Origin of the sequence: Methylobacterium sp. J-043 (assembly GCF_022829505.1) — a bacterium.
GTDB classification, from domain to species: Bacteria; Pseudomonadota; Alphaproteobacteria; order Rhizobiales; family Beijerinckiaceae; genus Methylobacterium; species Methylobacterium extorquens_A.
The window spans coordinates 1-17,468 of sequence record NZ_JAKSYB010000044.1; the positions used below are offsets into that span (position 1 = coordinate 1).

The 17,468-nt window shown below is 70.8% G+C and carries 23 protein-coding genes and 1 pseudogene; 8 read left to right on the forward strand and 16 right to left on the reverse strand.

Going from position 1 to position 17,468, the window contains the following annotated elements; genetic code table 11:
- The 6 genes from MKK50_RS11230 to ygfZ all read right to left on the reverse strand — a co-directional run.
- On the reverse strand, nt 1–363 hold a 363-nt coding region (locus tag MKK50_RS11230; protein WP_499022286.1), incomplete at its 3' end, for a 1-deoxy-D-xylulose-5-phosphate synthase N-terminal domain-containing protein.
- An 89-nt stretch (nt 364–452) separates the two neighbouring features.
- Complete coding sequence (locus MKK50_RS11235; RefSeq protein ID WP_253369465.1) at nt 453–719, reverse strand: exodeoxyribonuclease VII small subunit; 267 nt, start codon at nt 717–719, stop codon at nt 453–455.
- Nucleotides 720–818: 99 nt separating this feature from the next.
- A complete protein-coding gene (locus MKK50_RS11240) occupies nt 819–1,331 on the reverse strand; it encodes a tyrosine phosphatase family protein (protein WP_499022288.1) in 513 nt (170 codons plus the stop codon).
- Nucleotides 1,332–1,344: 13 nt separating this feature from the next.
- Complete coding sequence (locus tag MKK50_RS11245; protein ID WP_499022339.1) at nt 1,345–1,920, reverse strand: HD domain-containing protein; 576 nt, start codon at nt 1,918–1,920, stop codon at nt 1,345–1,347.
- Between the two features lie 35 nt (nt 1,921–1,955).
- The gene (locus tag MKK50_RS11250) at nt 1,956–2,582 is read right to left on the reverse strand and encodes a DNA-3-methyladenine glycosylase I (RefSeq protein WP_499022290.1); all 627 of its coding nucleotides are present in this window, start codon (nt 2,580–2,582) and stop codon (nt 1,956–1,958) included.
- Nucleotides 2,579–3,433 carry a CAF17-like 4Fe-4S cluster assembly/insertion protein YgfZ gene (gene ygfZ, locus MKK50_RS11255; protein ID WP_499022291.1) on the reverse strand — a complete coding sequence of 285 codons (855 nt, stop codon included), beginning with the start codon at nt 3,431–3,433 and terminating at the stop codon, nt 2,579–2,581. Before ygfZ ends, MKK50_RS11250 begins: the two co-directional genes overlap by 4 nt.
- 127 nt (nt 3,434–3,560) lie before the next feature.
- On the opposite strand from ygfZ, the gene MKK50_RS11260 reads away from it, so the two are divergent.
- Complete coding sequence (locus tag MKK50_RS11260) at nt 3,561–4,898, forward strand: dihydroorotase (protein ID WP_499022341.1); 1,338 nt, start codon at nt 3,561–3,563, stop codon at nt 4,896–4,898.
- A gap of 23 nt (nt 4,899–4,921) precedes the next feature.
- Nucleotides 4,922–5,188: pseudogene (locus MKK50_RS11265) on the forward strand (hypothetical protein).
- A gap of 145 nt (nt 5,189–5,333) precedes the next feature.
- On the opposite strand, the gene MKK50_RS11270 reads toward MKK50_RS11265, so the two are convergent.
- From MKK50_RS11270 to MKK50_RS11290, 5 genes are all read right to left on the reverse strand, one after another.
- Nucleotides 5,334–5,588, reverse strand: coding sequence for a hypothetical protein (locus tag MKK50_RS11270; protein ID WP_003604705.1), 255 nt, complete (start codon nt 5,586–5,588; stop codon nt 5,334–5,336).
- Between the two features lie 339 nt (nt 5,589–5,927).
- Nucleotides 5,928–6,383: a TIGR02301 family protein gene (locus MKK50_RS11275; RefSeq protein ID WP_499022293.1), complete on the reverse strand. Its 456-nt coding sequence runs from the start codon at nt 6,381–6,383 to the stop codon at nt 5,928–5,930.
- A complete protein-coding gene (locus MKK50_RS11280) occupies nt 6,380–6,853 on the reverse strand; it encodes an NUDIX hydrolase (RefSeq protein ID WP_499022295.1) in 474 nt (157 codons plus the stop codon). Before MKK50_RS11280 ends, MKK50_RS11275 begins: the two co-directional genes overlap by 4 nt.
- On the reverse strand, nt 6,850–7,989 hold the full coding sequence (locus MKK50_RS11285) for a hypothetical protein (protein ID WP_499022297.1): 1,140 nt from the start codon (nt 7,987–7,989) through the stop codon (nt 6,850–6,852). The genes MKK50_RS11280 and MKK50_RS11285 overlap by 4 nt, the downstream gene beginning before the upstream one ends.
- The gene (locus MKK50_RS11290; RefSeq protein WP_060772393.1) at nt 7,982–8,704 is read right to left on the reverse strand and encodes an SDR family NAD(P)-dependent oxidoreductase; all 723 of its coding nucleotides are present in this window, start codon (nt 8,702–8,704) and stop codon (nt 7,982–7,984) included. The genes MKK50_RS11285 and MKK50_RS11290 overlap by 8 nt, the downstream gene beginning before the upstream one ends.
- A 353-nt stretch (nt 8,705–9,057) precedes the next feature.
- On the opposite strand from MKK50_RS11290, the gene MKK50_RS11295 reads away from it, so the two are divergent.
- Nucleotides 9,058–9,441: a response regulator gene (locus MKK50_RS11295; RefSeq protein WP_253369481.1), complete on the forward strand. Its 384-nt coding sequence runs from the start codon at nt 9,058–9,060 to the stop codon at nt 9,439–9,441.
- 34 nt (nt 9,442–9,475) lie between these two features.
- On the opposite strand, the gene pdxH is transcribed toward MKK50_RS11295, so the two are convergent.
- On the reverse strand, nt 9,476–10,120 hold the full coding sequence (gene pdxH, locus MKK50_RS11300; RefSeq protein ID WP_499022298.1) for a pyridoxamine 5'-phosphate oxidase: 645 nt from the start codon (nt 10,118–10,120) through the stop codon (nt 9,476–9,478).
- Nucleotides 10,121–10,206: 86 nt separating this feature from the next.
- Between pdxH and MKK50_RS11305 the strand changes: the two genes are divergently transcribed.
- The 3 genes from MKK50_RS11305 to fabI all read left to right on the forward strand — a co-directional run bounded on the left by MKK50_RS11305 (nt 10,207) and on the right by fabI (nt 12,910).
- Complete coding sequence (locus MKK50_RS11305; RefSeq protein WP_253369485.1) at nt 10,207–10,749, forward strand: RT0821/Lpp0805 family surface protein; 543 nt, start codon at nt 10,207–10,209, stop codon at nt 10,747–10,749.
- A gap of 151 nt (nt 10,750–10,900) precedes the next feature.
- Nucleotides 10,901–11,845, forward strand: a complete 945-nt coding sequence (locus MKK50_RS11310; RefSeq protein ID WP_499022300.1) for a DnaJ C-terminal domain-containing protein — start codon at nt 10,901–10,903, stop codon at nt 11,843–11,845.
- 237 nt (nt 11,846–12,082) lie between these two features.
- Complete coding sequence (gene fabI, locus MKK50_RS11315; RefSeq protein WP_003605474.1) at nt 12,083–12,910, forward strand: enoyl-ACP reductase FabI; 828 nt, start codon at nt 12,083–12,085, stop codon at nt 12,908–12,910.
- A gap of 3 nt (nt 12,911–12,913) precedes the next feature.
- Here the strand turns inward: fabI and MKK50_RS11320 are convergent, their stop codons facing one another.
- Complete coding sequence (locus tag MKK50_RS11320; RefSeq protein WP_499022343.1) at nt 12,914–13,603, reverse strand: MOSC domain-containing protein; 690 nt, start codon at nt 13,601–13,603, stop codon at nt 12,914–12,916.
- Between the two features lie 138 nt (nt 13,604–13,741).
- Nucleotides 13,742–14,746 carry a polyphosphate kinase 2 family protein gene (locus MKK50_RS11325; RefSeq protein ID WP_499022302.1) on the reverse strand — a complete coding sequence of 335 codons (1,005 nt, stop codon included), beginning with the start codon at nt 14,744–14,746 and terminating at the stop codon, nt 13,742–13,744.
- A 190-nt stretch (nt 14,747–14,936) separates the two neighbouring features.
- On the opposite strand from MKK50_RS11325, the gene MKK50_RS11330 reads away from it, so the two are divergent.
- Nucleotides 14,937–15,533 carry a histidine phosphatase family protein gene (locus tag MKK50_RS11330; RefSeq protein ID WP_499022303.1) on the forward strand — a complete coding sequence of 199 codons (597 nt, stop codon included), beginning with the start codon at nt 14,937–14,939 and terminating at the stop codon, nt 15,531–15,533.
- An 81-nt stretch (nt 15,534–15,614) separates the two neighbouring features.
- On the opposite strand, the gene MKK50_RS11335 is transcribed toward MKK50_RS11330, so the two are convergent.
- Both MKK50_RS11335 and MKK50_RS11340 read right to left on the reverse strand, forming a co-directional pair.
- The gene (locus tag MKK50_RS11335) at nt 15,615–15,743 is read right to left on the reverse strand and encodes a hypothetical protein (protein WP_499022345.1); all 129 of its coding nucleotides are present in this window, start codon (nt 15,741–15,743) and stop codon (nt 15,615–15,617) included.
- A gap of 105 nt (nt 15,744–15,848) precedes the next feature.
- On the reverse strand, nt 15,849–16,946 hold the full coding sequence (locus MKK50_RS11340) for a tyrosine recombinase XerC (RefSeq protein ID WP_499022305.1): 1,098 nt from the start codon (nt 16,944–16,946) through the stop codon (nt 15,849–15,851).
- A gap of 122 nt (nt 16,947–17,068) precedes the next feature.
- Between MKK50_RS11340 and MKK50_RS11345 the strand changes: the two genes are divergently transcribed.
- Nucleotides 17,069–17,464, forward strand: coding sequence for a VOC family protein (locus MKK50_RS11345; RefSeq protein WP_499022306.1), 396 nt, complete (start codon nt 17,069–17,071; stop codon nt 17,462–17,464).
- Nucleotides 17,465–17,468 lie beyond the last annotated feature (4 nt).

Genomic DNA, 17,468 nt, shown 5'->3' on the forward strand with positions numbered 1-17,468 from the left:
GAGTTGCGCCGAGCCGAGGGGGTCCTCCTCGCTCTCCGAACGCTTGGTGAACCCCGACCGGGCCCCGCCCTGGCGAAGCGTGCGGATGCGGTCGCGGCGGCCGGTGAGGTTCTTGTGCGGGGAGCACTGGTGGCCGACGTCCCAGAAGAGGCGGTCGTCGGGGGTGTCGAAGACGTGGTGGAGCGCCACCGTCAGATCGACCACGCCCAGCCCGGAGCCGAGATGGCCGCCGGTGATCGACACGGCGTCGTTCATCTCGGCGCGCACCGCGTCGGCCACCCGCCGAAGCTCGCTCTCCGGCAGAAGCCGGAGACGATCCGGCGTCTCAAGACCCTCAAGGATCGTCGTGTCCGCTAGTGCCACCGGACCAGCCTCATGCCCGAAGTAAGGAACGGCGCGCAAACCTTTGCGCGCGATGAGTTTTGTCGTGATCGAAACCGCACCCGCGACGCCTACTCGACGTCGAGCGGCGCGGTGCCGGCGGCCCGGCTATCCGGCCCGATGGCGATCTTCTGGATGCGGGCCTCGGCCCGCTTCAGCAGGGTCTCGCAGTGACGCTTGAGCGCCTCGCCGCGCTCGTAGATCGCCACCGACTCGTCGAGGGGCACGTCGCCGCGCTCCAGCCGACGCACGATCTCCTCGAGCTGCTCCAGCGCCCGCTCGAACGGCAGATCGTCCGGCGCCGCCGCGGCAGATGCCTCGGGTTTAAGATCGTTCATCCCGGATTCCCTTTGGGGCGGGTTATGACGGGCGACGTGCGGTCGCACAAGCCCGGGTCGATTGCGTGCGACCGATCTGCGCCCCGCGCGGCGTGCCCGTCACGTCAAGGTGAGGTGGAACGGCGTGCCCTCGAAGGCCTCGGCGCCGCGCCCGATCCCGGCAATGGCCGCGATCATCCGCCCCTCGCGCCCGAGCAGGCGGTCGGCGATCTCCACGAACAGGCGGTTCGGCGTGGCGCTCGGCGCGAGACGCCGCAGGTCTTGCGCGAGATCGGCCTCGTCCCGATCCGGCCGCAGGGCGCAGGCCGTAGCGAAGGCCGCCGCGGTGGAGCGGCTGATCCCGGCATAGCAGTGGATCACCATCGGCTTTTCGCGGGGCCAGGCGGCGACGAAATCGAGGACACTGCGCACATGCGCCTCACCCGGCGGCAGATGGCCCTCCATCGGCGCGACGATGTCGCTGAAGCCCACACGCAGATGGTGCTCCGGACGGATCGCGGCCGGACGCTCCACCGCACTGCCGAGCGTGGCCAGGGTCACGAGATGGCTCGCGCCGCTGGCCGCGACGGTCTCCGGAAGGCGCGAGAGGGGGCAGACGTGGATGACGGGCATTCTCTTCTGGGTCTCACGCTCCGCGCTGAAGTGCCGCGAAGCGGTCGAGATAGCACGCCTCCGCCTCCGCCGTCGGCCATCCGGCGACCAGTCGTTCGATTTCGGCGTGACACGCGTCCGGCAGGACCGGGGGGCGCCCGAAGATCGCGTCGGCCTCCGCGCTCGAGAAGCCGGCCAGCCGGGTCGCCTCGATCGCCGCGGCGATGCGGTCGGCGCGCTTGACCAAACGCGAGAGCGCCGGGGAGGGCGCGGCGAGCCCGAAGCGCTGGCGGATCGCCGCGAGCAGGCGCCGCTCGACGCTGCGATAGGCGTCGCCGATGGCGTTCTTCAGCGGCGAGATGATGTCGCCGATGACGTATTCCGGCGCGTCGTGCAGCAGCAATTCGAGCCGCTCACCCGCGCCGATCCGCGGATCGAGGGCGCCGCCGATCGCCTCCACCAGCAGCGAGTGCTGCGCCACGGAGAAGACGTGCGGCCCCGCCGTCTGCCCGTTCCAGCGGGCGACGCGAGCGAGACCGTGGGCGATATCGGTGATCTCGACATCGAGCGGCGAAGGGTCGAGCAGGTCGAGCCGCCGGCCCGACAGCATCCGCTGCCACGCCCGCACCGGTTTCTTCGGGGCACTCACGGATGGCGGCCCTCGCCCAGGGCGGCGCAGGGCGCGTGGCGGTGGCAACCGGTAAGATGGTCGTTGACCATGCCGACCGCCTGCATGAAGGCGTGGACGATGGTGGGGCCGCAGAAGGTGAAACCCTTCGCTTTCAATGCCTTGCCCATGCTTCGTGACACATCGGTTTCGGTGGCGACCGCGGCGCGGGTGGCCGCATTGGTCTGGATCGGCCGGCCGTCGCAGAAATCCCAGAGGAAGGGCGAGAAGCCGGGGCCGCCCTCCTCGATGGCGAGCCACGCCCGCGCACCGTTGATCGCGCCACGGATCTTGGCGCGGTTGCGGATGATGCCGGTGTCGCCCATCAGCCGCTCGACATCGGCGTCCGTGAAGCGGGCGACCCGCTCCGGCTCGAACCCTTCGAAGGCCCGGCGAAAGCCCTCGCGGCGGCGCAGAATAGTGATCCACGACAGGCCCGCCTGGAACCCGTCGAGGATCAGCTTCTCGTAGAGGGCGCGGGAATCGAACTCCGGCACACCCCACTCGGTGTCGTGATAGGCGACGTAGAGCGGATCAGTCCCCGGCCACCAGCAGCGCGGGCAACCGTCGGGATGAAGGATGAGGCCGGAGGCATCCGCGCTCATCCGGCCACGGCCGTGTCGGTGGGGAAGGCGAAGCTGGCGAAATCGGGCTTGCCCAGGGCCGCGATCGTGCCGCCCGCCCGCACCGGCTCGCCGACGGCGAGCGCGTCGCCGAGGCGGTCGAGGCGGATCGTGGCGAGCCCCCGCTCGCCCGCCGCGCTGCCCGTGACGCCGAGGCTGCGCGCGCCGGCCGTCACCTCCGTGCCGGGCTCCGGCGCCGGGCCGTCGCGGTAGACGATGGGCAGGATGCGGGTGCGGGCGGTGCCGCGGTGCTGCATCCGCGAGACCACTTCCTGCCCGACATAGCAGCCCTTCTTGAAGTCCACGCCGCCGAGCTGGTCCATCAGCGCCTCGTGCGGAAAGGCATCGCTGAAGGCGAAGTCGCGCCCGCCCTCGGGCACGCCGAGGCCGATGCGGTGGGCGTGGTAATCAGCCTCCGTCGCATCCGCCGAGAAAGCGCCCTCGGCAAAATACAGCCGCTCGCCCAGCGCGGGCAGGCGCCCGTCGCGCACCCGCACCGTTTCGGCCGCGGTCTCCGCCCCATCCCAGGCCGCCGCCACGCCGAGCGTGGGCTCGGCGGCCACGCTCACCTTGGCGCGCAGACGGTAGAGCCCGAGGCGCTTGACGAGGTCGGGCACGCGCTCGGCCGCCGCATCGAGCCGGAAGCCATCGCGTGTGCGGGACACCAAAAAATCGAACTGGATCTTGCCCTGGGGCGTCAGCAGCGCGCCGAGCCGCGCCTCGCCCTCCGGCAGCGTCTCGACGTTGCAGGTGAGGATGCCTTGCAGGAAGGGGAGCGCGTCCGGGCCGGACACGGCAACGACGGCACGGTCCGGCAGCAGGGCGATCGGCATGGCATCTCCTCGGATCAGGATGGCGGCGTTGCACGCGTGGGACGCCTGACATAAGCCGCCGCTATCCGCGTCTCAATCGCGACGAACGAACCGGGAGAGCCCGATGGAAGCACCGATGGACGCGCCGATGGAAGCCTCCTTGGACCTCATCCTGTCCGGCGGCACGCTGGTGAACCACGATGGCGAGCATCGGGCCGATCTCGGCATCCGCGGCGGACGGGTGGCGGCCATCGGCGACCTCTCGGGCGCGTCGGCGGTTGAGCGGCGCGATTGCCGCGGCCTGCACCTTCTACCCGGCGTGATCGACAGCCAGGTGCATTTCCGCGAGCCCGGCCTCGACCACAAGGAAGACCTGGAAACGGGCTCGCGCGCGGCGGTGATGGGCGGCGTCACGGCGGTGTTCGAGATGCCCAACACCAACCCGCAGACCACGAGCGCCGAGGCGCTTGCCGACAAGGTGGCCCGCGCCCATCACCGGATGCATTGCGACTTCGCCTTCTGGGTCGGCGGCACCCACGAGAATGCGGGCGAGGTGGCGGCGCTGGAGCGGCTGCCGGGTGCGGCCGGGATCAAGGTGTTCATCGGCTCCTCCACCGGCTCGCTGCTGGTCGAGGACGATGCCGGCGTGCGCGAGATCCTGAAACGCATCCGCCGCCGCGCCGCCTTCCATTCCGAGGACGAGCCGATGCTGCGGGACCGCAAGGGGCTTCGCGTGCCGGGCGATCCCGCCTCGCACCCGGTCTGGCGCTCGCCGGAAGTCGCGGTGAAGGCCACGCAGCGGCTGATCGCATTGGCGCGGGAGACGGGGGCCCGCATCCACATCCTTCACATCTCGACCGCGGACGAGATGCCGATCCTGGCGGAGGCCAAGGATGTGGCCAGCGTCGAGGTAACGCCGCACCACCTCACGATCGACGGGACGGAAGCTTACGCCCGGCTTGGGACGCTGGTGCAGATGAACCCGCCGGTGCGCGACGCCGGGCACCGCGACGGGATCTGGCGCGGTCTGAGCCAGGGGATCGTCGACGTGCTCGGCTCCGACCACGCGCCGCACACGCTCGAGGAGAAAGCCAAGCCCTATCCCGATTCCCCCTCGGGCATGACCGGCGTGCAGACGCTGGTGCCGATCATGCTCGACCATGTGAATGCCGGCCGGCTCTCGCTCGCCCGGCTCGTCGATCTGACCAGTGCCGGCCCCAAGCGCCTGTTCGGCATCGCCCGCAAGGGGCGGCTCGCCGTGGGCTACGATGCCGACGTGACGGTGGTGGACCTCAAGCGCCGCGAGACGATCCGCAACGAGTGGATCGCCTCGAAATGCGGCTGGACGCCCTATGATGGGCTCACCGTCACCGGCTGGCCGGTGGGCACCATCGTGCGAGGCACGCCGGTGATGTGGCAGGGCGAGCTGGCCAACCCGTCGCGGGGCGAGGCGGTGGTGTTCGAAGAGGCGCTGCCGGCGGGGTAGGGCAGGCTTCGGAAGGGGTCAGCATGGACGAGGATCTCGACGGTCTGACGCGCGAACAGCTCGTGGAAGAGGTCCGCCGTCTGCGCGCCGGCATCCGCGAGCACCGCGACGCCACCGGCCACGATCTCTGTTGGCACCATCCGAAGCTGTGGGGTCTGCTGCCGGAGCCAGCTGCGCCGGACATCGCAGTGCCGCCCTAGCCGAGATTCATGCGGGGCTGCCTGCAGTACCGGGAGAGCCTCGACCGCCAAGCTCCCGACGCGCCCGTGCTCGACGCCGATTACGGCTGAAGCCTCCAAGGTCCTATCGAGGGAAGGGACTGCTTCGCCGCCCAGGGTAGCGGCGAGCCGGCACCCCACTTCATCGTTGCCGAGCCACAGCCGCGAACGCGCTTGATCTCGGAATTGTCCGTCCGTGCCGGTCCGCGGGTAGCCCTCAGTGCTGCAGCGTCGTGGTGAACCCGCCGCCGCGGATGCGCTCGGGCAGGGTCTCCGCGTAGCGGGCGGTGGCGTCCTCGCCGTAGGTGGCGACCAACTCCTGGAACGCCGCGAACAGGGCCGCCTGGGCCATGCAGTCGCCGTCGATCCCGTCGAGGCAGCCCTCCGCGAAAGCTTCCGTCACGAGGCCGAGCGCGAGGCGCTTGCTCTCCGCGTCGGCATCGAAGGTTGCGGTATCGGCATCGTGGATCATGGCGGGCGGCTTCGTTTCTCGGCCGGAACAGTGCCGGCAAGACATCGTCACGATACGGCAGCCTTCACGGGCCGGGAAGCAGGGAATTGCGAAGAGGTTAACGCGGAGGCGCAATTGCGAAGGAATTTCGCAAGGCCTCCGGAGTGTGGCGAAGCCGCCACAAACGCGATTGCACGGCCGAATCCGGCGAGGATTCTGTTGAAACGGAAATCGGCCCAGCAGGAGAATGCGTGTTAAACCAGGGAGCTAGCGCATCGCCCCGAAAAGTAGCCACCGGCTTTCGGGCGATTGACGAGGCTCGGAAGACGCCGATCCGATGCGATCGAGCCGGATACGATATTAACCGCCGAACCGCCCGGCGATGGCGTGCGAAAGCCGCTCGCCCTCGGCGACGTAGCGACGGGCGGCTTCGTTCGCGGCGGGGGTACAGACCCGGTAGGTCAGGCTGTAGCCGCGGAAACCGCGATTGTAAGCGCCGGCGAGGCGGTCGCGGCGGCTCTGCGTGATCCCCTCGCTGTCGAGGATCGCCTTCATCCGCGCCGGCCATTCGGCGGCGTCCGGCGCAGCGCACAGCGTGCGCAGGAAGGCGAGCGCCCCAACGATCTCGGACAGCCGCATCAGGTCGCGGTCATAGGGCGCGGGCGGCGGCTCGGCCGGGGGCGGCGGTTCCTTCTCCTTCTCCGGCGGCTTCGGCGCGGATCGGGCCGTGCCGGAGCGCTGCTGCGCGAACGCCTCCGCCGCCGGAGTCGAAGCGAGCAGGGCGGCAAAGATCAGGCGGGCCAGTCCCGTTCTCATACCAAGCCTTCTGCCGCCGTTCGGATGCGGGAGAACGCCTCGCGCAGGGTCTCGATCAGCCCCGGCGTGGTGGCCAGGCCCGCGACCTCGTCGAGACAGACCCAGCGCACGGCAAGCGCCTCCGGACCGGGCACCGGCTCGACGCCGCGCCAGAGGGCGGCGTGGGGATGGATCACGTAATGATGGCGGACACGCTCGGTCTCGTCCCGCAGGATGATCTCGGTCGGCGTCAGGCTCGGGCCGACCACCTCGGCAAGCGATCCGACTTCTTCCTGCAATTCGCGTAACGCCCCCGCCGCGAGGGATTCACCCGCCTCCACGAGGCCGCCGGGCAGAGTCCAGACGCCGCGCATCGGCTCGTTGGCGCGGGCGGCGAGCAGCACGCGACCGTCGCGGATCACCGCGACCGAAACCCCGATCAGCGGGCGCGCCGGAAACAGCCGCCCGTCCTCCTGTCCCGGGTCGCTCACGGCGCGGAAACCGCAACGAGGCGCCCGTCGGCGAGCCCAACGAGGATTGTTTTGGCGGTTCCGCCCGCGTCGAGCACGGCGACGCCGTGGGCGGCCGGGGCGGGCAGAGGGACGCGCGTCCGCTCGACGGGAGTGCCGCCCTTCCACGACACCACGGCCAGGGCCCCGCGGCCCGCCACCGGCAGGGCGAGGTCGGGTGGAGCGCCACCGCCGCGGGGAACGAGAGCGGCGAGATCCGCCGCCTCGCCCGCCCCCGGGCCGGCATAGCCCGGCGCTTCGCCCGCAAGGTTCAAGGTTCCGTCGGCGATGCGCCAGAGCTGGAGCACGCCCTCGCCGTCGGGCGCGCGGATCGCGGCGATCTGCGGCTGGCCGGTGCCGGTGAAGTCACTGACGGCGGCGAGCGCCAGCGGCGCGCCCTCGGGCCCCTGGCCCGCTTGCGGCGGCGTCTGCGCCCGGAGCGTCCAGACGCCGTCCGCCCCCTTCGCCGCGACGGCGAGACCGGAGACGGCCGGTCCCTGCGCGGTCACGGCGGCCACCGCCGGGCGGCCGTCGAGACGGGTGATGTGAGGCGTGCGGCCGGCAAACACCCGGTCGTCCCCCGGCGCGAGGGTCTGGGTCGTCACCGGTACGGCCTTCGGCTCGGCGGTGACGCCGAGGGGCTGGCGCTCGCGCAAGGTCAGCACGCTCCCCTGGCCCGGCGCGCCGCCGAGCGCGCGGGTCGGGCCGGTGAGATAGGCGCTGAGCGGCCCGTCGAGGGCACGGCGCGAGCCCGGCACGGCCCCGCGCGGCGTCTCGGCGGCGGCGAACCCTTCAATCGCCTCGGCACCGATCAGCGTGGTGCGCAAGCGATCGCCTTCGAGACTCAGCACGGCACCGCCGCCCTCGCCCCAGACCACGACGACGGATTGCGGAGCGGTGCTGCCCGTCGCCTTCGGGTCGGCGCTGGCCGGCGCACGGGCGACCGGCAGCAATCCGGAGGTCGCCACCGAGAGGGCCACGTCGCTACCGGGGCCGCGCATCGCCTTGACGGCAAACGGCAGCGCGACCGGCTCGACGGGCGGCCCATCCCCCGCCGCGAGGGCGGGGAAGGCGGCCAGCGACAGCAGGGCGGCAAGAACCGCCCGGCGGTCAGACATGCTGTCCGCCGTTGATGTGAAGTTCGGCGCCGTTCACGTAGGAGGAGGCCTCGATGCAGAGAAAGTAGATCGCCTTGGCGACCTCGTCCGGGGTGCCGAGCCGGCGCTGCGGGATCTGCTCCACCAGCTTGTCGGTGCCGGGCGAGAGGATCGAGGTGTCGATCTCACCGGGCGAGATCGCGTTGACGCGCACACCGAGCGGCCCGAAATCCGCGGCCATCTCGCGGGTGAGACCGGCGAGCGCCGCCTTCGAAGTGCCGTAGGCGGCACCCGCGAAGGGGTGGACCCGCGAGCCGGCGATCGAGGTGACGTTGACGATCGAGCCGCGCGCGCGGGTCAACTCGTCGCACAGCCCCCGCGCCAGCAGGATCGGTGCGAAGAAGTTCACTTGGAAGACGCGGGCCCAATCCTCGTATTCCGTGGTGAGCGCGCCGAGCCGCTCGCCCTCCGGGCCCTTCGGCGAGATGCCGGCATTGTTGACGAGCGCGTGCAGCAGGCCGCCCTCGGCGGCGAGCCGCTCGGCGACCTCGCGCACGCCGCGCACCGTGTCCGCCGCGTTGGCGAGATCGACCTGGAGGTGATCCTCCGGTCCCATCTCCCAGGGGCAGTTCTCGGGGAAGGGGTGGCGCGAACAGGTGATGACCCGCCAGCCCGCGGCGGAGAAGCGTTTGACGGTGGCGTGCCCGATGCCCCGGCTGGCGCCGGTGAGCAGCAGCACCCGTCGACGATCGTTGGATGAGGCCAAAGCCGGTTCCTCGCTGCCCGCCCCGCGCACCGCGGTGAGCGGGAGGGGCTGGGTCTTTACCAAGGGATAAGCCGCTCCCCGCCGGAAATCCAGGGCCGCGCTGCATTGCGAAAGGCGCCGGAGACGCAGCGCCTCGGGGCCCGGCGGGGCGCTTCACGCGGCAGCCCCCGGCCCGCGCCCCCGGAACGGCCGGTGCCATGGGCCCCCACGCGTCTTCCGCGCTTGTCCTGCGTCGGCCTTCATGCAACCCCGGAGCGGGGTCGCGGATTCGAGAGATCGTGCCGGCGGATCAGACGCGTGCTCGGACGAGGGATGCAACGGGTGTGAGCGAGACGGACGCGAGGCCGACCGTCCTTGTCGTGGAGGACGATGCCGTGATCCGGCACGCTGCGGTCGAGCTGATCGTGGAGGCCGGCTTCACCGTGCGCGAGGCCACCAACGGCAACGAGGCGATCCGCATTCTCGACCAAGAGCAGGACGCGGGCGGAGCGGTTTGCGTCGTCGTGACCGACATCGACATGCCGCTCGGCATCGACGGGATCAAGCTCGCCGCCTGCATCGACCGGCGCTGGCCGCGCATCGGCATCGTCATCACCTCCGGCAAGGTGCGGCCCGCGCCCGGCGACGTGCCGACCGACGGCTTGTTCATCCGCAAGCCCTACACCGAAGAGAGCCTCGTCGCGGCGATCCGCTCGGTGATGCCCTGAGCGGCCCTGATCGTCCGCGATCAGGGCGTCAAAATCAGGGATAGAGCCGCGCGCGGGCCCAGCCGTCGCCGTCGCGGGTGAAGCGCACCCGGTCGTGCAGGCGGAAGGCGCCGTTCTGCCAGAACTCCAACTGCACCGGGGCGATGCGGAAGCCGAGCCAGTGCTCGGGGCGCGGCACCGGGCCGTTCTCGTACTTCTCCGACAGGGCGGCGACCTCGGCCATCAGGGTCGGGCGATCGGTGAGCGGACGCGACTGCTGGCTGGCGATGGCGCCGATGCGGCTGTCGCGGTGGCGGCTCGCGAAATAGGCGTCGGCCTCCTCGCGGGTCACGGGGGAGACGGGGCCGCGGGTGCGGATCTGCCGGCCGAGAGACTTCCAGTACAGCACCGTCGCCGCCTGCGGGTTGGCGCGAAGCTGCCCGCCCTTGGCCGACTCGGCGTTGGTGTAGAAGACGAGCCCGCGCGGATCGAAGCCCTTCAACAGCACCACCCGCACGTCGGGCAGGCCATCCGCGTCGGCGGTGGCGAGCGCCATCGCGTTGGCGTCGACGGGCTCCGAGGCCTCCGCCTCCGCCATCCACGCGGCGAACAGCGCCCAGGGGTCGCACGACAAGGTGAAGTCCTCCGGATGGACCGAAGGCGCGTTCGCATCACCCTCTCTTAACCGATCGATGGCCATTTTCTTCCCTGTGGCAGCCGGGTCGGGGGGCACCGACGTCGGGCAGCAACGCCGTCGGACCCCCGTCTGTCTCGAGTTCAGGTGTAATGCGTCTGCGTCCGTGTAAAGGCCTCGCCCCAGCGCTCTCCCCCGAAGGGAGGGCCGGTTCGACCCGTGGATATGCGACACGATGCGGTTTCGGCGCCCGGATCGCGGGTCTGCTGACCCTCGGCCTTGCCGCCCTCTCCTGCGGCGCGTGCAGCGGGCCGATCCTGTCCTTCAAGGCGGAGGAGGCGCCGGCCGCGCCCGAACCGCTCGTCACCGGCAGCATTCCGAAGCGGCCCGCGAGCTTCGGGCGCGACCTCGACGGCGAGGATTGGCGCCGCGCCCACGCCGCGCTCTCCGTCGCCCTCGATCCGCAGGGCAACGGCCGCCCGGTGAAGTGGGACAACCCGGAGACCGCCATGCGCGGCAGCATCAACCCGACCGGCCTGCCCTATGTCGCCGGCGACGAGATCTGCCGCGACTTCCTCGCGACGGTGGTGGGCGGCGCCAACAACCGCTTCGTGCGCGGCACCGGCTGCAAGCCGTCCGGCGGCGAGTGGGAGCTGAAGCGGGTGCGCACCTCCAACCCCCATGCCCGCTCCTGAGGCTTTCGCGCAGAGCCGGACGATAAAGTGATCGCGGACCGGTGAACGGGGCCTCGGGGGCTGTTGCAGAGCGGCAACGCCCTTCCCACGTTGAAGACGTGCGGCAGAGGCCGTATCCCTATCCGGTTGCGACCCCCTCAAAAGAATGCCGATGCGAAACCCCTACGACGTTCTGGGTGTCCCCAAGGGCGCGGGCGAGGCCGAAATCAAGAAGGCCTTCCGCAAGCTCGCCAAGGCGTACCACCCCGACAGCAACAAGGACCCGAAGGCCAAGGAGCGCTTCTCGGAGGCGAACACCGCCTATGAGATCCTCGGCGACAAGGAGAAGCGCGGCCAGTTCGACCGCGGCGAGATCGACGCCGAGGGCAAGCCGCGCGCGACCGGTTTCGAGGGCTTTTCCGGGTTCGGCGGCGGGCGGGGCGGCGGCGGAGGCGGCTTCGACTTCGAAGGCTTCACCCAGCGACGCGGCGGGGCCGGCGGGGCCGGGCCGGGCGGCGTCGGGGAAGACTTCATCAGCCACATCTTCGGTGAGGCGTTCCGCGCGGGCGGTGCCGGGCCGGGCGGGCGCGGGGGGCCGATCCGCGGCGAAGATGTCGCGGCCGAACTCAGCGTGACGCTCGAACAGGTCGCGGGCGAGGAGAAGATGCGCATCGGCCTGCCGGGCGGGCGCGACGTCGACGTGATGATTCCCAAGGGCGTCGTCGATGGACAGACCATTCGCTTGCGCGGCCTCGGCGGCGCGGGCGGTCCCCGCGGCGAGCCCGGCGACGCGCTGCTGACTATCCGCATCCAACCCCACCCGGTGTTCAAGGTGGAGGGCGCGGATCTGCGCGCCACCGTCGATCTGCCGCTGGAGGATGCGGTGCTCGGCGGCGCCCTGCGCGTGCCGACCCTGACCGGCGCGGTCGAAATGAAGGTGCCGGCGATGACGAGTTCCGGCCGCACCTTTCGCCTGCGCGGAAAGGGCCTTCCGAAGAAGGACGGCACCCGCGGCGACCTGTTCGCCACCACCGCCATCGCTCTGCCGGCCACGGACGACGCGGCCCTGACCGAGTATGCCCGCCGCCGCCGCGAGGCCAAGGCCGGAACGGCGTAAGGCGCGTCGTGCCACAGGGCGGGCCTCGGTTTCTGCCGAGGCGTCGAGCGGAGCGAGGGCTCGCATATTCCGCCGCTGGGCTGTTGGCGATCGAGGCCCGAACGGGAACACCGGGATCGACCTGAGGCGATCCCGTGCGCCTTGAGGCTTCCCCCTCCGGCCACCCTCGGCTAAGGAAGCCCCCGGCGCAGGGCTGCCCCTCAAGAGGCGCCCGCGCGGCCGAAGCGAAGGTGACGCATGTCGGAACAGAAGCCGGGCGGGCTGCTCGCGGGCAAGCGCGGGCTGGTATTGGGCGTGGCCAACAACCGCTCGATCGCCTGGGGTATCGCCCGCAGCGCCGCCGCGCACGGGGCGGAATTGGCCTTCACCTACCAGGGCGAGGCGCTGAAGAAGCGCGTCGAGCCGCTGGCGCGCGAGTTGAACGCGCATGTGGTCGGCCATTGCGACGTCACCGATCCGGCCTCGATCGATTCCGCCTTCGCCGCGACCGCCGAGGTGTTCCCGGACGGGATCGATTTCGTCGTCCACTGCATCGCCTTCTCCGACAAGGACGAGCTGACGGGGCGCTATCTCGAGACCTCGGAGGCGAACTTCACCAAGTCGCTGCTGATCTCGTGCTACTCGTTCACGGCGGTGGCGCAGCGCGCGGAAAAGATCATGCGCAACGGCGGGTCGATGCTGACCCTGACCTATTACGGCGCCGAGAAGTGGATGCCCCACTACAACGTGATGGGTGTCGCCAAGGCCGCGCTGGAAGCCTCCGTGCGCTACCTCGCCGCCGATCTCGGGCCGAAGCAGATCCGCGTCAACGCGATCTCCGCCGGCCCGATCAAGACGCTGGCGGCCTCCGGCATCGGCGACTTCCGCTACATCCTCAAGTGGAACGAGTACAACGCGCCGATGCGTCGGACCGTGACCATCGAGGAAGTCGGCGAGACGGCGGCCTACCTGTTCTCCGACATGTCCCGCGGCATGACCGGCGAGATCCTCCACGTCGATGCCGGCTACCACGTCGTCGGCATGAAGAACCCGGACGCGCCGGACATCACCCGCGAGCGGGAATAGAGTTCACCCCTCTTCCCCGAGCCGTCGACGCCAATCCTCCACGGCGCCGCTCGCGAGGCGGCGGGCGGCGAGCGCCCGCCAGGATTCGGTGAGGGGCGCGAGACCGGCGATTGCCCGCAAGGCCGCCGCGTCGAGGCGGTCCACGTAGAAGTGGTGCAGGAGCCGCGACAGCGGCCAGTCCGGATGCGTGCGCTCGACGAGTTCGAGCACGTCGTCAGCCGCCACGACGCCCGTCTCGATCACCCGATAGTACCAGCCGGTACGTCCGCTCGCCTGCACCCGCCGGGCCATATCCGGCACGGAAAAGCGCAGGTTCAGCTTGAAGCAGGGCTGGCGCGCCTGCGAGACCTGAAGCAGGGCGCTCCCCACCCGCCACAGATCGCCGACGCAGATCTCGGCCTCGGTCAGGCCATGGGTCGAAACATTCTCGCCGAAGGCACCGGGCCGCTCCAGCAGATCAGGCAGGCCGGGCAACTCCGCGCGCCATGCGCCGGCATGGTCGAGGGCGTAGTGGTGCACGGCCTTTTCCGGGCCGCCATGGACACGCCGGTCGGCCTGCTCGTCGCCCGCGAGACCGAGCGGCCCCAGGGCGACCGGCCCCTCCACAGGCATCTTGGCGATGGCGCTCGCCGCGCCCTTCTCCCCCAGCGGCGCGACGCGCCCGGTCAGCACGGCCTGTAGCGCGACCCGCATGTTCTCGCTCATCCTCGCCCGAACAATCCCCACGACCTCTCGAACCAGGCGAGCCCCAAGGCCGTCAACCGCGGCGCACGCGAACCATTCGTGCAGTGATGCGAGAGAGGAACCCGGCACCGGCACTGAGGAAAATCCTCAGTCCGGCACCTTGATGCCGTCCAACCCCTTGCGCGGCTCGGGAAAACGCGGGTCCATCGCTTCCAGCGTGTCGGCGATGGTGCGGGCGACCATGACGTTGCGGGCCCATTTGCGGTTGGCCGGCACCACGTGCCAGGGGGCGTAAGGTGTCGAGCAGCGGGCGAGCGCGTCGTTGAAGGCGGTCTGGTAGGCGTCCCAGCTCTTGCGCTCCACGAGGTCGGCGGGGTCGAACTTCCAGTGCTTCTCCGGGTCGGCGAGGCGCGCCTCCAGGCGCTCCTTCTGCTCGTCCTTGGAGATGTGCAGGAAGAACTTGAGGATCACCGTGCCCGAGACCGTGAGCAGCCGTTCGAAATCGTTGATGATCCCGTAGCGCTCGCGCCAGGTCTCCTCCGGCACGAGGTTCTTCACCCGCACCACGAGCACGTCCTCGTAATGGCTGCGGTTGAACACGCCGATCAGGCCGCGGCCGGGCGTGCGCAGGTGGTAGCGCCAGAGGAAATCCTGATCGAGTTCCTCCGCGCTCGGCACCTTGAACGACCAGACCCGGCAGCCCTGCGGGTTCACCCCCTCCAACACGTTGCGGATGGTGCCGTCCTTGCCGCCGGTATCGATCGCCTGGAACACTACGAGCAGGGACCGGCGGCGTTCGGCGTAGAGCTTTTCCTGCAAGCCCTTGATGCGCGTGCGCTGCGCGTCGAGTTCGGCCTTGGCCGCCGCCTTCTCGAGACCGCCGGTGGCGTCGGGATCGATCGCGGCGAGGTTGACGCTCCGGCCGGGTTCGACCGTGACGATGCCGGGCGCGGCCGGCGGCAGGACCGGGTGAAGATGCGGGGACAGGCTCGGCGCGGTGCCCGTGCCCGCGATCGCCGAACGGGCCCAGCCGGCGAAGGACGGCGGATGGTCGGGCCACGCCGCCTGCGGTTGTGTTTCCGCCGCTTTGTCGCGCCCGGCGCTTTTTTCACTCCCGGCGCCCTTGCCGTCCTTGCCGTTCTTGCGCGCCATGCCGAAGATTACCTGCTCACGAGCCGATTGCGCGACCGCCGTCGCGGACCCGCAAGGAAGGGATAAGCTTGGAGCCCCAACAGATGCGCCGCCTTCGCCGTTCCCGATCCGGCGCGTCGGGGTCTTCAAAGGCGGGGTGTTCGAAGGCGGGGTGCTCGAAGGGATGCGCCGGTCGCGCCGGAGCCGCCGCATGAGCGGGGTGCCGACGATCTGGTTCGTCCGCCACGGCCAGACCGACTGGAACGCGGAGGGGCGCCTTCAGGGCCACCGCGACACCGATCTCAACGCCACCGGGCTCGCCCACGCGGCGGAGGCCGCCAAGCGCTTGCGCCGGGTCGCCGGAGCGGAACTGCCCACGGCCGACTACGTCGCGAGCCCGCTCACCCGCACCCGCCGGACGATGGAGATCCTGCGCACCGGCATCGGCCTGCCCTCGGGAGGCTACCGGGCCGATGTGCGGCTGCGGGAGATCGGCTTCGGCGCCTGGGAGGGCCGGACCTGGGCCGAGATCCGGCGGCGCGATCCCTCAGGCGCCGCCGCGCGCGACCGTGACCGCTGGGGCTACCAGCCGCGCGGGGAGGGGGCGGAGAGCTACGCGATGGTCGAGGCGCGGGTGGAGGAAGTGGTGGCGGAGCTACGCCGCCCGACCGTGATGGTCGCCCATGGCGGCGTCGCCCGGGCGCTGCTGGTCATCGCCGGGCATCTCGACATCTACGCCGCCCCGCGGCTCGGCATCCGCCAGGGCAGCATCCTCGTCATCGAACCCGGCGGCTGGCGCTGGGCGTGACGGGATTCTTTCGGGGAACAGCGCTCGAAAGGCCGTACGGGCTCGTCGAGCGCTTCTCCTGAACGGGTCGTCCGAGCCCGGTCAGGCCCGTGCGGCACGGCCGCGAGCGAGCAGGCGCACGGCGGTGACGGGGAGGAGGAGCGTCTTCACCGTGGCCGTGACGGCCAGGACGGCGAGGACCGGCAGGATCGCGAGACAGATTCCGCTCACGCGCATCGGACACTCCTTGGGGCTGCTGAAACGGCGGCTTTCGGCCGCCTGGTTGATGACAATCCGCCACTCAATCGCGGCAAGACCAAGGTGAAGAGAGCAAACTCACGCATTTCTGCGCTCCACCGGCCTATCCTGCCGGACAGAATAGCCGGACCGGTCGCTCGGGCTTTGCTCTGCATCAACGGTTTCGGACCGCACGGACGCCGGTTCCGAGGGCGGCAGCCGCCGGGCGCGGGGATGGGCGTCCTCGAAGGCGCTCATCAGGCGGGCGGCATCGACCTTGGTGTAGATCTGCGTGGTCGAGAGCGAGGCGTGGCCGAGCAATTCCTGGATCGCCCGCAGCTCGCCCCGGCGGGCGAGCAGATGCGTCGCGAAGGAATGTCGCAGGGCGTGCGGCGTCGCGCTCTCGGGCAGGCCGAGCGCCCCGCGGAGCGCGGAAACCGCGTACTGGACCACCCGCGGCGAGAGCGGCCCGCCCTTCACGCCGACGAAGAGGGGCCCCTGCGGGTCGAGGGGGTGTGGGCAGAGCGACAAGTAGGCGGCCACCGCCTCGGCGACCGCCGGCAGCACCGGCACGGCGCGGACCTTGCCGCCCTTGCCCGTCACCCGCACCTCGTCGATGCCCGGCATCGGCGCGTCGCGGGCGGTGAGCCCCAAAGCCTCCGAGATGCGCAGGCCCGAGCCGTAGAGGAGGGCGATCACCGCCGCGTCGCGGGCGAGCACCCACGGGGCACGGTCGTCGTCGGGGCGGGTCTCGGGCGCGGTCATCGCCAGCGCGGCGGAAATGGGGAGCGGGCGCGGCAGGCGCCGCTCGACCTTGGGCGAGCGCACCGCGCCGAGCGCCGCGACGCTGCCATGCCCCTCCCGTTCGAGGAAGCGGGCGAAGGAACGCAGCCCCGCCAGCATCCGCATCAGGGAGCGCCCGCCGATCCCCTCGGCCCGGCGCGCAGCCATGAAGGCGCGCAGGTCGCGGGGTTTCAGGGCGATCAGCCCGGCGATGGTGGGCGTGCCGGCGCGGGCGGCGCGATGGATCAGGAATTGGCGCAGGTCGCGCTCATAGGCCTCGACCGTGTTGGCGGCCATGCGCCGCTCCCGCGCCAGCGCCTCGCGCCAGCCCCGCATCGCCGCGCGCAGGGCGGCGTCGCCCGGCGGCAGCAGGGCTTCGGGATCGACGGAGTCGAGGGACGCGGTGCGCATCATTGCCGGCAGCAAGCGCCCGGTAGGGTTGACGAAGGGTAAACGGCAAAAGCCCTTCCCGCCCGGCCGGGCCGCGCCAGATGGGCGCTCGTCCGCACATCATCCGCAACCGGGAGAGAGAGCCGATGGCCAAGCCCGTCCACACCATGATCCGCGTCCGCGACGAGGCGCGTTCGCGCGACTACTATGCCCGCGCCTTCGGCCTGGAGCCGGCCGACCGGTTCGACTTTCCGGACTTCACGCTGCTCTACCTGCGCGACCCGTCCTCGCCATTCGAACTCGAACTGACGGTCAACAAGGACCGCGCCACACCCTACGATCTCGGCGACGGCTACGGCCATCTCGCCTTCGTGGTGGAGGATGCCGAGGCCGAGCACGCCCGCTTCGAGCGCGAGGGGCTTCCGGCTACCCCCGTCAAAACGCTCAAGCACGGCGAGACCGCCCTCGCGACCTTCTTCTTCGCCACCGACCCGGACGGCTACAAGATCGAGGTGATCCAGAAGGGCGGCCGCTTTTCCTGATCGT